The sequence below is a fragment of the Bacteroides mucinivorans genome (assembly GCF_034654355.2).
Lineage (GTDB): Bacteria > Bacteroidota > Bacteroidia > Bacteroidales > Bacteroidaceae > Bacteroides > Bacteroides nordii.
The window spans coordinates 5,176,774-5,191,481 of record NZ_CP178179.1; the positions used below are offsets into that span (position 1 = coordinate 5,176,774).

10 protein-coding genes are annotated in these 14,708 nt (G+C 41.6%); 3 read left to right on the forward strand and 7 right to left on the reverse strand.

Annotated elements, in window-relative coordinates:
- The first annotated feature begins 3 nt into the window (after positions 1–3).
- From VCM39_RS19625 to VCM39_RS19635, 3 genes are all read left to right on the forward strand, one after another.
- On the forward strand, positions 4–216 hold the full coding sequence (locus tag VCM39_RS19625; RefSeq protein ID WP_221651170.1) for a PspC domain-containing protein: 213 nt from the start codon (positions 4–6) through the stop codon (positions 214–216).
- Positions 209–1,177, forward strand: coding sequence for an N-acetyl-gamma-glutamyl-phosphate reductase (gene argC / locus VCM39_RS19630; RefSeq protein ID WP_221651171.1), 969 nt, complete (start codon positions 209–211; stop codon positions 1,175–1,177). Before VCM39_RS19625 ends, argC begins: the two co-directional genes overlap by 8 nt.
- A gap of 115 nt (positions 1,178–1,292) precedes the next feature.
- Positions 1,293–2,414 (forward strand): aspartate aminotransferase family protein, encoded by a 1,122-nt coding sequence (locus tag VCM39_RS19635; protein WP_221651172.1) that lies wholly within the window; start codon positions 1,293–1,295, stop codon positions 2,412–2,414.
- Between the two features lie 869 nt (positions 2,415–3,283).
- Here VCM39_RS19635 and VCM39_RS19640 read toward each other — a convergent pair.
- The 7 genes from VCM39_RS19640 to VCM39_RS19670 form a co-directional block, all read right to left on the reverse strand.
- Positions 3,284–3,910 carry an RNA polymerase sigma-70 factor gene (locus VCM39_RS19640; protein WP_122201013.1) on the reverse strand — a complete coding sequence of 209 codons (627 nt, stop codon included), beginning with the start codon at positions 3,908–3,910 and terminating at the stop codon, positions 3,284–3,286.
- A gap of 108 nt (positions 3,911–4,018) precedes the next feature.
- A complete protein-coding gene (locus VCM39_RS19645; protein WP_322933230.1) occupies positions 4,019–5,365 on the reverse strand; it encodes a glycosyl hydrolase family 28 protein in 1,347 nt (448 codons plus the stop codon).
- Positions 5,366–5,390: 25 nt separating this feature from the next.
- Positions 5,391–8,171, reverse strand: coding sequence for a glycoside hydrolase family 3 C-terminal domain-containing protein (locus tag VCM39_RS19650; protein WP_323673999.1), 2,781 nt, complete (start codon positions 8,169–8,171; stop codon positions 5,391–5,393).
- 105 nt (positions 8,172–8,276) lie between these two features.
- Complete coding sequence (locus VCM39_RS19655; protein WP_322933228.1) at positions 8,277–10,589, reverse strand: glycoside hydrolase family 3 N-terminal domain-containing protein; 2,313 nt, start codon at positions 10,587–10,589, stop codon at positions 8,277–8,279.
- Positions 10,590–10,610: 21 nt separating this feature from the next.
- Positions 10,611–11,918, reverse strand: a complete 1,308-nt coding sequence (locus VCM39_RS19660) for an FAD-dependent oxidoreductase (protein WP_322933227.1) — start codon at positions 11,916–11,918, stop codon at positions 10,611–10,613.
- 23 nt (positions 11,919–11,941) lie between these two features.
- A complete protein-coding gene (locus tag VCM39_RS19665) occupies positions 11,942–13,381 on the reverse strand; it encodes a hypothetical protein (protein WP_122201018.1) in 1,440 nt (479 codons plus the stop codon).
- Between the two features lie 21 nt (positions 13,382–13,402).
- Complete coding sequence (locus tag VCM39_RS19670) at positions 13,403–14,695, reverse strand: FAD-dependent oxidoreductase (protein WP_322933226.1); 1,293 nt, start codon at positions 14,693–14,695, stop codon at positions 13,403–13,405.
- Positions 14,696–14,708: the final 13 nt, after the last annotated feature.

Genomic DNA, 14,708 nt, shown 5'->3' on the forward strand with positions numbered 1-14,708 from the left:
CTGATGAGTAACGAACGTAAACTTACACGCTCACGTAGTGATAGAATGCTTGCAGGTGTTTGCGGCGGGTTGGCCCAATTCTTCGGATTGGATACCTCTCTCGTACGCATCGCCTATGCTATATTAACAATATTCACCGCATTTGCCGGTGTCCCTGTATATATTTTAATGTGGATTATCATTCCCGAAGAAAAAAACAGATATTCAAATGATTAAAGTAGGAATAATAGGCGGAGCCGGATATACCGCAGGTGAATTAATACGCCTGCTTCTGAATCATCCTGAAGCCGAAATTGTATTCATTAATAGTAGTAGTAACGCCGGAAATAAAATAACCGACGTACACGAAGGACTTTACGGAGAGTGCGATCTGACTTTTACAGACGAACTTCCATTGGATGACATTGATGTACTTTTCTTTTGCACTGCTCATGGCGATACCAAAAAATTTATAGAGAGCCACAACCTCCCGGAAGAATTGAAAATCATCGATCTCTCTATGGATTATCGCATTGCTTCTCCGGATCATGACTTTATCTACGGATTACCCGAACTGAATCGGCGCGCCACTTGTTCTGCCAAGCATGTAGCCAATCCCGGCTGTTTCGCAACTTGCATTCAGTTAGGACTGCTTCCACTTGCCAAACATTTGATGCTGAATGACGACATCATGGTGAATGCCATAACCGGAAGCACAGGAGCCGGAGTAAAACCCGGTGCAACCAGCCATTTCAGTTGGCGCAATAACAATATGAGCGTATACAAGGCTTTTGATCATCAGCATGTGCCTGAAATCAAACAGTCACTGAAGCAGCTGCAAAATAGTTTTGCATCAGAGATAGATTTCATCCCTTACCGGGGAGATTTTCCACGCGGCATCTTCACTACAATTGTCGTAAAAACAAAAGTTGCTCTGGAAGAGATCGTACGCATGTATGAGGAGTATTATGCCAAAGACTCTTTTGTGCACATCGTAGAAAAGAATATCGATTTGAAGCAGGTTGTCAACACCAACAAGTGTCTGATACATCTGGAGAAACACGGTGATAAGCTACTCATCATCTCCTGTATCGACAACTTACTGAAAGGTGCCAGTGGGCAAGCTGTCCACAACATGAATCTAATGTTTAATCTCGAAGAAACGGTAGGTCTCCGACTAAAACCATCGGCCTTTTAGATTGACGATTGGACGATTTACAATTAGACGATTGGGGTTACTTCAATTGTAAATCGTAAATCAATAAAAGTAACTTCAATCGTAAATTGTAAATCGTAAAATTGTAAATATCATGATGAATTTATTCGATGTATATCCTCTTTTCGATATAAATATAGTCAAAGGAAAAGGCTGCCATGTATGGGACGAAAACGGTACAGAATATCTCGACCTTTATGGGGGGCATGCCGTTATTTCCATCGGGCATGCTCATCCGCACTATGTTGAAATGATTAGCAATCAGGTTGCAAAACTTGGCTTCTATTCAAACTCAGTGATCAACAAGCTACAACAAGAAGTAGCAGCACGTTTGGGAAAGACTTCAGGTTATGATGATTATTCGCTTTTCCTTATTAATAGTGGAGCAGAAGCGAATGAAAATGCCCTTAAACTGGCTTCATTTCACAATGGAAGAACAAAAGTAATCTCTTTCAGCAAAGCTTTTCACGGACGTACTTCATTAGCAGTAGAAGCTACGGACAATCCAAAAATCATTGCTCCAATCAATGCCAATGAACATGTAACCTATCTCCCATTGAATGATACGGAAGCAATGAAAGCCGAACTGGCTAAAGGTGACGTTTGTGCCGTTATTATCGAAGGTATCCAGGGAGTAGGCGGAATCAAGCTACCTACTACAGAATTCATGCAGGAACTTCGCAAAGCATGTACCGAGAATGGTACGATACTTATTCTGGATGAAATTCAAAGTGGCTATGGACGTAGCGGTAAATTCTTTGCTCATCAATATACAGGTATCAAACCCGATATCATTACTGTAGCCAAAGGTATTGCCAATGGTTTTCCTATGGCAGGAGTACTTATCAGCCCGATGTTTACACCGGTTTACGGTATGTTAGGTACCACTTTCGGAGGTAACCACCTTGCTTGTGCCGCTGCACTTGCCGTATTGGATGTTATAGAACAAGAACAACTGATAGAAAATGCTGCTACAGTAGGTACTTATCTGATAGAAGAGTTAAAGAAGTTCCCGCAAATTAAAGAAGTACGCGGTGAAGGATTAATGATTGGTATGGAATTTGAAACTCCGATCAAAGAACTACGTACAAAATTGCTGAAAGAACAAAAAGTATTCACTGGGGTAAGTGGTACAAATGTTATTCGCCTCCTGCCACCTCTCTGCCTCAGTATGGAAGAAGCAACAGAGTTTCTAAATCGATTAAAAAAGATACTTTAGTACTTTACGTTACTAACGTACCCCAAAAGCGCTTTTAGAAAAATAGTTTCTTACGATATCAAAACAATTATTTAGCCGTATTGAAAAAAATCAATACGGCTAAATAATTTTAACCGCCCAAGGCTACTCCATCCTTTTTTTTATTACAAAGCAACACCTCTCTTTCTCTTTCATTTTATTTCTTTTGTCACATCTTATAAACTTCAACAAGTTTCTCTACGATAATCACTTCGTTTCTCGTAGAGTTTCGACCCGATCTCCGTAGAGAAACGGGGCGATTCTCGTAGAGAAAAAAAGCAAAAAAGATAACACACTGGTTATCAGACTCTTGATTCAATATCAAAATGTTATATATTTTCAATATCAAAACTTTCTTCTCATCTACTTATTCAGCATTTATATATATCTGAAATCACAACAAATTTCAAATTCTTTTGGTATATACTCCCTACCATAAGACTGTTGCTTGTGAATTTACCATATGTTACTATCCCTTTAAAAACCTTGCGCACAAAAATACGCTGATTATGACCAACCTACAAAGGTACACCATCAATAAAATCTACCTTTGCGCATTTACCAAGTAATGCTTTCTTGCTAAAGATAGCCAAAGGAAGAATCATATCTCTTTCCAATTCCACAAAGCGATTCTAAGATAACCGGTTTAGGGTTTAAATTTTCAGGCGAGAAATACGAAATGAATGAAAAAATGAAGAGCAAATTCCATCAGAAAATGAAATTTGCTCTCCAGTAAAATATAAAAGTAGGACATTTACTGAATATTCCGAATTACTTCCGACTGAAATACCTGTAGCACTTGGGATAAAGGTTATTCCAGCAGCATCAAGACGAATGTACAATTCATAAAATCAGTTATAAGGCCCAATGAGCCATGCAATAACAATAATATAGACATCGAACGAATACTCGTCTTTGAAACATTCAGAAAATTTTCGCATTGCTTTCGATATGTGTTTTTCAACTGCTGTAGTCGATATCTGTAGCTTTTCGGCTATTTCCCGGTTCTTAAGTCCCTCGAAGCGACTCAATATAAACACTTCCCGGCAGCGTTCAGGCAATTGGTCCACAACCTGAGTAATCTTTTCTTTCAACTCTTCGTACAGTAGTTTGTGTTCCACTTCCAATCCGAAATCTATATGATACAGCCTTTCTTCACCTTCGGCAAAGGACTGATACTCTATCTCGTATCTCTGAATAACCTGTTCGTGCTTAATATGATTCAGGCAACCATTACGTACCATAGCAAACAAGAATGAAGAAACGGAAACAGAAAGGACGGAAACGGAAGAATGCTTTTCCCATAAAACAGCAAAACAATCCTGAACAATATCCTGTACTACTTCTGTATCCTGAATATATCGCCTACCAAAGCCTGTCAACCTCTGATAATATCGTTTAAAAATATATTCAAATGCATCCTTATTCCCGCAACTGATTGCTTTTATCAATGTTTTTTCATCATTATACACATCCATATGACAAACTACCTGTCCATTGCCTCACAAGCCGATTAGTGGTTAAACAAATTAATGTACAAAATTAGCATATTAATTCATAAAACCAACTCCCATAGAAAAGAAATTCTATTCAAACCTTACATCAGCTTCTCTAAGGTCAAAAATAGGATCGGAGGTATCCGAAATAGTTCTACCTTTGTACTTTAATCCCGAGAATACAACGTTTTTAATACTACCGGTAGAGTTCTTCTGAATAAGGATTGGTACATTTTCACCATTGGTATATTCCAAATTCTCGAAGCGAACACCATCAATGGACCCGCCACCACTGCCCCACTCACCATAAGCCGGACGAAGCTCCATCCAAATAAGATGTTCAAAGGCCGATTCCATACGAATATCCTTATAAAGGACATCGAAAATAGTGGAATTGCCACATTGATGAATAGACATGATACCACGATACCACTTATGATCGCTCGACTCTTTACGAATCACATCCATATTTTCAAAACGGATATGGCGCAGATAGGCTCCATCCAGTTCCCAACCGATCTCCATACAATTACCGAGATTACCTCCCCAAAGTACAGAGTTCTTTACTGTAATGTTCTCCACATTGCCCGAAAAACCAAACTTATTGGTCTTAATCGCAATGCAGTCGTCTTCATTCCGGATAAATACATCATTCACTTCTACATTGGATGAGCCTACCAAGTCGATACCATCCGAATAGACATCAGATCCAAGAATCTTCATATTATCTATTTTAACGCCATCACACTCAAAGAAAGAACTGCACCAACCTGTCCGGCTCATAATCAAGGGGCCATTAATCTCTACATTCTTACACTTTTCGACACGTATAGCCTTCTGCGCCAAACGCCCATCAATCACTCCATATCCTAAGATACGAATATTTTGCTTACCATTAGCATAAATAAAACCAGTGATCACCGCTCCCTCTTCCAGAAAGATAGTAACATCATCCTGATCAAATGTGGGATTGACCGTATGAGTGCCTTTGGTATAACGGATCGTGTTAGCCGGTAAATTATTCCATTCCTTCGGAGCCTTTCCATCTACAAAAAGATAAATCGGATTCTCGTAGTCTTCATTAATCGTAATAGCAGCCTTACAAGGTTTCACATCAAGCAGAGTTACTTTATTTCCTTTCACTTCACACTGAATGCCAAGAGATGCCGGCTTTACTTCTACCTTATTAATGGTACTCGCAGCAAATTTAAATTCAAGATCTACTTTCTCTTGTGCCATCACGATCCGTGCATATTTACCTAAATCGACCGCATTGACCTTAAAATCTTTATCCTGTTTCAATACGGTTCTGTTAGTCGAAGGATCATCCGTTCCCGAACCATCATCGTCCGAGCTACATCCTGCGTTCAAGACCAGAAAGAGAGCCAAAAAGAACTGAGCAACTAAATTCAAACTCATCATACTACTTTTTTTCATGGTAATTAAATATATAAATAGTTTTTTACTGTTTTATCCCCTTTACTTTCACCTCGGCAACCGAAGCTTCGCCTTCCGTCACCAAAATGCGTATATCACTCACTGTTTTCAAATCCAAAGGATAATAAACCACCTCTCCGGTACGATCAGCAATTCCTTTGTAGACTGTCAGAAACTGTCCGCCTCCACTGGATGCCTGAATTTCAAAACCGGCAGCAGGAGTTTTCCAGCAAATTCCTATTCTATCCGGACCGGCATTAGAATCCATCGGTATGTTAATATAATCTCCCTTTTTACCTGTCCAGTAAGTTTCCATATTACTATCTAATATCGGTAAAAGTGCCTCATTAGGAATAATCTTTTTCTGAATATTCAATTCATTGTAAGGCAACACCATAAACGGCTTCTCTAAACGTATATCTTCAGAAGAAGCTCCAATCATCACCTTAAATTCACCGGACTCTACGACCCAGTCATTCTTCAGGTTCAATAGCTCCAGATCGGCAGGAGTAACCATGAAAGAGATTTCTTTGCTTTCACCCGGTTTCAGATGAACGCGTTCAAACCCGCGCAAGTTTTTCTCATAAGTAGTTACGCTGCTCTGCACATCACGTATGTAGAGTTGTACTACTTCATCTCCAGCCTTGCTGCCTGTATTAGTTACCCGACAACGGACAACCAGACTTTGTTCAGGCGTTATCTTTTCCGAAGAGAATGTTAAATCGGAATACTTGAAAGTAGTGTAACTCAAGCCATATCCAAACGGATAAAGTGCACCATTCACCCGGCTCATGTTTCCTGTAAGCCCTGTTTTGTTTCCACCGTCCACCTGTGAAGAGGGTTTGTGAGGAAAATTAAAAGGTATCTGCCCAACAGTTCTCGGAAAGGTAACCGTCAGTTTGCCCCCGGGATTGTAATCGCCAAACAGAATGTCGGCAAGTGCTTTTCCTCCTTGCGAACCCGGATACCATGCTTCAACAATTGCCGGGACATGTTTATCCGCCCAATTCACCGACAGGGGACGCCCATTGACAAGGACCAATACTACCGGTTTGCCACTCTTCACTACTTCTTGCAACAAGCGTAACTGGTGCCCGGGAAGTTCCAGACTGGTACGCGATTTATTTTCGCCACAAGTACGGTTATTGCCTCCAAGTACCACAACAGCCACATCACTTTTACGTGCATTGTCTACTGCTATTTGAATCTCTTTCATTTCTTCCGTATCCGGTTCGGAAGGAAGTATTTCCGATTCCGGCCAGTTTTTGTCAACCAATTCGCAACCTTTGGTATAGAGTATTTGTGCTGTGTTTCCTACTTTATCCTGAATACCTTGCAGCACGGTAGTTACTTCTACTGCCAATGGCCCGTAATGTGTCAATGCATAGCTGGCATCATCTGCATTCGGCCCGCAGACACTAATCGTTTTAATGGTTTCTTTCGACAAAGGTAACAGGCAGTCTGCATTCTTTAAAAGCACGACTGACTCACGGGAAGCCTGCAAAGCCACTGCCTGATTTTCCATGCTGTTCACTTCTACATCGGCTTGTTTCAAATCGGTCTGATAAGGAGCATCAAACAAGCCTACCATGAATTTTACGCGCAGAATATCACGTACGCGCTCGTCAATGGTCTCCATGCTGATAGCTCCTTCGGCTATCAGTTCACGTAAAGGAAGTACATATGAATCGGGAGAGCGGAACGTGCAACGCACATTTAATCCAGCTTGTACTGCCTGCAACACAGCTTCTTTCATATCGGCAGCCGTACCATGTTTAGAATACAGATATTCTACTGCATCACTATCAGATACTACATATCCCCTGAACCTCATTTCTCTACGCAACCGAGTCATCAGCCAGTAATAACTTCCCTGTATCGGGAAACCGTCATAATCATTGTAAGAACTCATTACACCCAGTATACCGGCTTCTTTTATAACTCTTTTCCAAGGATATACATGGATATTTTCCACTTCGCGAGGAGACATCTGAGGATCTACACGAGCCATGCCTTCGCGAGCACCTTTATTATTACTATAAGCTATAAAGTGCTTGGCAGTAGCGGCCACCTGATAATCTTTCTGTAACCCACGAGCCATCTCAACACCCAGTTCCGCCACTAAATAAGGGCTCTCGCCGTATACTTCCTCATAACGTCCCCAACGCTGATCACGCCCTACGTCAAGAATAGGAGCATACACATTGGTATACCCTAAAAGTCGCGCTTCACGACCGGTAATATAGCCTACCTTATGAATCAATTCCCTGTTCCAGGTATGTCCTAATCCCAACTGAGTGGGAAAATTAGTAGCTTTAAAACTCTCTACTCCCCGAATGCCCTCGTTCGTAAAATCCACCGGAATACCCAGACGTGTCTCTTCAATAAAGAAACGTTGCACCTCGTTCAAAGCCCAGGCATGCAGGGAGGCCGGCCAGACAAAAGGATTGTCCGATGGCGGCAACCCCCACTGTTGAAAACCATTCAGATGTTCATCGATAGCTCCCATTCCATCTTTCCATAGTTTCTTCTTCCATTCCGGAGTGGGCAGATCATCGGCCAATACACGTTTATATCCGTACAGAGTAACCATTTGGCATGTCTTCTCTTCTACGTTCATTTGCGACAGTAGATCTTCTATACGTTGTTCCAAAGGTGCATTCGGATTCTCATAGATATCCATTACACCGTTTTTATTAAAATCAATCCACCCTTTTTTATAAATAACATTTCGGGGGAGTTTATAAGTCATCAAATCTTTGGCAGCAGGTACATTCCGTTTTTGGCTACTCAAGGTGCCAACCATCAGTCCCGAGAAAATTACAAATACTGTCAATCGGATATATTTCATAAATCTGAAGTAAATAGGTTATTATTTAAAGTACAAATCAGCAAACCGGATATATTGAGTCTATTCATAAGAGGGTATGACTTCAATCTTTACTTTTTTAAGCTGTCCTTCGTCTGAAGAACCACCCAGCATTATCTCGAACTCACCGGGTTCAACCACCTTTTTCATTTCCCGGTTATAATAAGCCAGTTTATCGGGAGTTATCATAAAAGAGACCTCTCTTTTTTCTCCCGGCTTCAGACTAACCCTCGCAAAGTCTTTCAACTCACGAACCGGACGTGTGGGAGAACTATATAAATCACGAATATACAGTTGAACAACTTCTGTACCTTCCACCTTACCAATATTACTGACTTCAACAGATACCTTAACAGAATCGCCGGGCTGTAACCGCTGTTTAACAACACTCAAATGGTCGTAAGCAAAAGTAGTATAGCTCAATCCGTGTCCGAAAGGATACAAAGGAGTACTTTCACCATCTTTATATTTCTGAAAATACTGCGATGGTTTATGATTGTAAATCATCTGCAACTGTCCCACAGAACGAGGCATAGTAACAGGCAGTTTACCGGAAGGATTCACTTTACCTATAATCACATTGGCAACCGCTTCTCCTCCCATCGAGCCGGGTTCCCATGCCTGAAGAATAGCCGGAACTGTATTCACCAGTGAAGTAACTGTCAGCGGACGGCCTCCTACCAATACGACAACAACAGGAATTCCGACAGCCTCAATCCGGTGAACCAATGCCTCTTGCATACCTAACAGATCCAAGGTTTGACGGTCTACATTTTCTCCCATCGTCTTACGTTTATCATACCGTAACGGATTCTCACCAAGCACTACAATAGCCAAATCAGAATGCTTTGCCATCTCTCCCGCTTTCTCCAACAAAGTGGAATCCACTGTCCGAACATCATCACCCAAATTTAGAAAATTCAACTTAGAAGCAGGAATCACCTTTTGGAGTCCTTCATAAACAGTCACAATATTTTCTTTGGGCTGAGCAAAAGTCCAATCTCCTAAAATAGCATCACTGTCTGCATTGGGCCCTGTCACAAGAATATTCTTATACTTTGAGACATCCACCGGAAGTATACCCTCATTTTTCAATAACACAATAGATTGTTCTGCCATTTGAAGCGCTGTGGATTTATGAGCTCCGAACAGGGTTTTCAAGCTGTTTTTGTGATGAACCATCGCGTTCTCAAACAAACCCAGACGAAATTTAGCTTCGAGAATCTTTCGGCAAGCCTCATCGATCCGTTCTTCCGGAATGCGCCCGGCCTTTACCAATTCAATCATCTTTTCCATGAATCCCGGCCCGTGCATGTGCATATCCATACCAGCAATGACACTCTCATAATAAGCTTCTTTGAGTGAGGGAGTATAATGATGGCTCGAGTAAATACGTTCCATATCCATCCAATCGCTGACCATAAAACCTTTAAACCCGAATTCATTACGGAGAATATCAGTCATCAACCATTTATTGGCATGGCAAGGGATACCATTCAGCTCGTTATGAGCAGCCATTACCGTAAAAACCTGCGCCTCATCAATCAATGCCTGATAAGGAGGTAAATAAACCTCACGCAATGTATGTTCCGAAGCATCCATAGGAGCAGCATTCAATCCGTTTACAGGTTCTCCTCCGGCAACCAAATGTTTCCCACAAGCCAGAACTTTATCTTCTCCATTCAAATCATCGGTTTGAAGCCCCTGCACGGTTGCCACTCCCATTTTAGAGATCAAATAGGTATCTTCGCCGAATGTTTCACCAATTCTTCCCCACCGTGGATCACGAGCAACTTCCACGTTCGGTGCAAAAGCCCAATGAGCTCCGGTAGCTCTTATCTCCAAAGCTGTTTCACGGGCAGCTTTCTTCACTAATTCCGGATTGAAAGTGGAAGCTTGTCCAATCGGAGTGGGATAAATAGTAGCTCCTTCGCACAAACCATTTCCATGAATGGCATCGATACCTATTAATAACGGAATCTGTAGACGGCTCTTCATGGCCAATGTTTGCAGATAATTAACTTCATCTGCCGAAACAACATGGAGATAAGAACCCACAAGTCCCTGCTCCGTCAGTTTTTGTAATCCGTCAATGGAAAGTGTTTTATACGTAGCGTTGGCATCATCATTTTTCCCGACTTTCCCTTTATATCTGAGTTCCGTATTTTTTATATGTTCTATTCCTACATATTGGCACATCTGTCCCACTTTCTCTTCCAGACTCATTCGGCTGAGTAAATCCTCAACCCGTTGTTCCACCGGAAAAGAGGGATTCTTGTAAAGCGGAGTTTTACCACTCTTTGCACAAACGGTAGTAACACTCAGTAAAGTTCCTATGATTAAAGCTAAACGCATATAGTTCCTGTTTTTCTGGTTTTAAATATTTTGTCCTTCTTCTTTCAATCTGTATCGAAGCAAAGAGATATCCATCGCATGTACATCCTTCGTCTTTGTCTTCAATAATAATCCGGTAGCCATACCTGCTGCCTCACCGGTAACCAAGCATGCCGGCATCGTTCCCAATGACTCACAGATATCTGCATCTGCGGAAACAGCCTGCCCGGCAACCAATAAATTTCGTAATCCTACCGGAGTAAGGATACGATAGGGTATTCTGTACCCTATTTCATCATCAAACGATTTGCGTAAATTGAAATCCTCTTTTGTATAAATATAATCTCCCATAATACGGGACAAGACCGGAAGTTCCAGTTGCGTACCACTATTTATCAGAACAGCAGCAGCAAATGTCTCCGGAAAATATTCTTTTAAAGCTTGTAACACTTGTTGTGCAATAGCTCTTCCACGAACCAATCCTTTCGAATAGGAGTCCGGCTCAGCCGGATCTATCTCATACACCGAACCGGCTCTGAACTTCACAATGGAAGAGTGCATCAGTTGATTTTCAAAATGCGATTCTTTTAGAAGCGGATATTTACCGGAATACACCAACTGCCTTACGATTTCGGCAGTAGCCCTCGGACGTTTCCGGAAGTGATAGTTGTAACTGTAAAAATCGACATTGCCAAGTAAAAAACAAAAACCTGCCTCCACGTTATCACCCGTTTTTAGTAACCGGGCACCAGACCTGGTGGCTATACCTGCATTACCTGTACAATCAACAAAAAACTCGGCTTTATATTCTGTCAGTCCGGTATGATTGGCTACAAGTAATGATTCAATCTCTTTATCCGTCTTATTTTTTACCTCCACAACGCGCGAACCCAAAAGCAATTCTACTCCTGCTTCGACCAGCATCTCATCGTACGCCCGTTTCAAAGCCTCTGCATCTACAGGCAATGCCTCTGATTGTTCCGGTTTCGGGTGATATATCTCTTTGCACGAAACCCTGAATACCTTTTCTGCTATGCCTCCGTAAGATGTCTTATCCTTGCCTGAAAATGGTGTCCACGTCGGGATTAATCCCGACGTGCCTATTCCTCCTAAAACATGAGTTGCCTCTATCAGCAGCGTTCTGGCTCCTTCACGTGCCGCCGCTATGGCAGCAGCACATCCGGAAGCCCCTCCACCGATGACAATCACTTCCCAACCGGACTTCTCGTGATTACCATACCGGGGCTTTCTTCCTGATTCCTGTCTTTCTAATGCTTCAGCAAAAGTAGTTCCACTCAGAACGAATCCACCTAAAAGACCCATGCTTTTTACAAACTTCCTTCTATCCATTTTTCTACCTCAAAAAGACTTTCTTACAGAATCACACGTTTATTTACAACGCGACCATCTTTCTGCACAACATTCAGAATATAAGCTCCTTTATCCGACAACTGAAGTTCTTTAATATTCGCAGCATTCCGTACTTCGATTCCACTTTGAACCTGATAAACTCTTACTTTATCTACAAATTCGGAGAAAATCACTTTACGTGAAGCCGGATCAGTGGTTACAAATAATTCCTGTTTATCAATCGTATTATTGACAACGCCCACAAGCTTTGTGCTCGTCAAAGCATAACCATACAAACCATTCGGAGATAAGAAATAAACATTGAAACCTGTTGCATTTTTCCAGACTGCAACACCGGTTGTACCATTGTTATAATCATCACCCATTGTAGCTGTCCTAAACACTTCAATCGGATTCGTCCAACTTGTTACATCGATAATTACCCCTTGAGCGTCACTCATTCCTTTTTGTGCAACCCCAAAATCAACCATCGCAAGATACCTGTGACCATTGAATTCAAATGGATAAGCCGAGTTTCCTGAACCAAATCTCATGTCATTCAGTTGTATTCCTTGCTCCAGAACGTTATAAGACCAGCCTTTTGATGTTGCATCATGTTTGAATACGCGCAAAAAATTACCTTCATCTCTGGAACGTTCAATGTAAGTACCTTCATCAAATCCGGCATAAAAACGTCCATATCCGCCAAATTTAGGGTCAAGTGCTCCATATATATCACTTCCTTCTTCCGGCAGGCTATTCTGAAAAGCAACAACCAACGGATTAGGATCAACCACTCCATCGGTTATCGTCCATTCATAACAACGCTCTCGTAAATTATCAATACCGGTGAGAAACTTCCCGGACTGGCTCGTCCCACTAAAAGTAAAACTATCCCCCATACGAAAAGCATTTGTTTTGGCTGTTCCCATGGTTGCTTCCTGTTTCACCGGATCAAAAGACAAAAACAATTCAGGATTTGCATTGGCATTCGTATATTTATAAACTTTAAATGGTACAGTTCCTGCCATATCAACCCATTTTTCATTGGTCTTGTCCCATTTCTGCGAACGTGCATCAGTAGTCATATTCGATACAAAAACGGCACCATCCGATGAAACAGCAATGTCATTAATTACAAAGAGCCCTCCTGTTACGACCTCTTTTCCGTCACTCCCCTTTAAGCTCAATTTAGATACAAATTCACCAGTAGTCGCATCTAAACGACACACAAAATTGCCACCCATAGTACTATTACGTACAGGGATATACAAATCATTCCCATATACAGCAACGCCACGCATGCTATTATCAGAAAAAAGAGCAGGCCAACCATCGGAAGGAAAAGTGACATCAGATACTTCAAAAAGTTTTTTAGATGTAAAATCGTCTTTACTTTGTGCACTCAAACTTAGGCTGCAAGCTGCTGCCAATACCAAAAAAGAAGTAATTTTAGTTTTCATAATATATAATATTAAAATGGTTTATAAAAAATATTGTCCTGCCTGTTTCAACCGATCTCTTAGCCGATCGGTATCGATCTGATGTACATCGTGAGGACCTTTAATATACAGATATGCAGCAGCTCCGGCAGCTTCGCCCATTACCAAACAATTAGTCATCACCCGTATACTGCCATATACCATTGGATCGGAAGAGACACAGCGCCCAGCTACCAATAAGTTCTTAAGTCCTTTGGGAGTAAGAATACGGTAAGGTATTCCATGAGATTCTCCCTTTTTATAATGGACACTTTCCGAACCCGGAATATGAACATCTACATAATAGCTGTTACGCCCAATTTCATCCTTAAATTGCCGACGTTCTTTAAAATCGCTTAATGTCAGGATGTAATCTCCTATGATCCTACGCCCTTCACGCACCCCCAGCAATTGAGCCGTATTGTTCACAAAAGCATGTCCAAATGCTTGCGGATAATACTCTTTAAGCGCTTCTACATATTGGTTTGCCATTTCACGCCCCTGAAGCATAGCAACACTGAGCTCCCTATCGTTCAAAGTATCAATCGATATGTGTCCGGCATTAAACTGTACTACTCCCGGTCCTACAGGATTCTGGCATAAATGATCGTCTTTAATCAAGGGATACTTATCATCCTTCACCATCTGGTGTACAGGGCTATTCTTATTATCGCCATGCAGACGAATCCCAGTCGAATAATAATACATATCCACACCCGCCAGTGAAAAACAATGGGTAGCCGATTGTATCGTATGATCTTCATTGCCTACCTTGTAAGTAGCTCCGGCCCATGCCGCGAGATCTCCATCGCCTGTACAGTCAATATAAACTTTGGCTTTATAAGCAGTAAGTCCCTCTTTAGATGCCAATAACAGAAAATCAACCTCTTCCCGGTTTTTCATTTCGACTCCTGCTAAACGGGTAAAAAACAGAATCTCAGTTCCCGACTCTTTTACAAACCGATCGTAAACCAACTTTAATTGTTCCGGATTAATATCAACCCAACTCATCGCATTTTCCGACTCGTGAGGAACTCCCTTTCGGGCTTCGGTAAAGACTTTTTCTGCAATTCCACGGTATATAATCTTCTCACCATCCGAGAAGTAGCACCATGCAGGTACCATCCCGGCTGTCCCCATACCTCCCAATACACCGGTTGCTTCAACCAATAGTGTCTTGGCGCCGTCGCGTGCAGCAGCAATGGCTGCTGCACATCCGGCGGGTCCACCACCAATAATGATTATATCGTACGAATCGTTTAAGTCAATTACCTTCTTTAAGGTATATTGCTTCATGATTCAATTCCTT

Coding starts and splice junctions, on each gene's coding strand:
- VCM39_RS19670 (WP_322933226.1), bottom strand. CDS start 14,695: ATGAAGCAATATACCTTAAAGAAGGTAATTGACTTAAACGATTCGTAC.
- VCM39_RS19635 (WP_221651172.1), top strand. CDS start 1,293: ATGAATTTATTCGATGTATATCCTCTTTTCGATATAAATATAGTCAAA.
- VCM39_RS19665 (WP_122201018.1), bottom strand. CDS start 13,381: ATGAAAACTAAAATTACTTCTTTTTTGGTATTGGCAGCAGCTTGCAGC.
- VCM39_RS19655 (WP_322933228.1), bottom strand. CDS start 10,589: ATGCGTTTAGCTTTAATCATAGGAACTTTACTGAGTGTTACTACCGTT.
- VCM39_RS19640 (WP_122201013.1), bottom strand. CDS start 3,910: ATGGATGTGTATAATGATGAAAAAACATTGATAAAAGCAATCAGTTGC.
- VCM39_RS19650 (WP_323673999.1), bottom strand. CDS start 8,171: ATGGTTGGCACCTTGAGTAGCCAAAAACGGAATGTACCTGCTGCCAAA.
- VCM39_RS19645 (WP_322933230.1), bottom strand. CDS start 5,365: ATGAAAAAAAGTAGTATGATGAGTTTGAATTTAGTTGCTCAGTTCTTT.
- VCM39_RS19625 (WP_221651170.1), top strand. CDS start 4: ATGAGTAACGAACGTAAACTTACACGCTCACGTAGTGATAGAATGCTT.
- argC (WP_221651171.1), top strand. CDS start 209: ATGATTAAAGTAGGAATAATAGGCGGAGCCGGATATACCGCAGGTGAA.
- VCM39_RS19660 (WP_322933227.1), bottom strand. CDS start 11,918: ATGGATAGAAGGAAGTTTGTAAAAAGCATGGGTCTTTTAGGTGGATTC.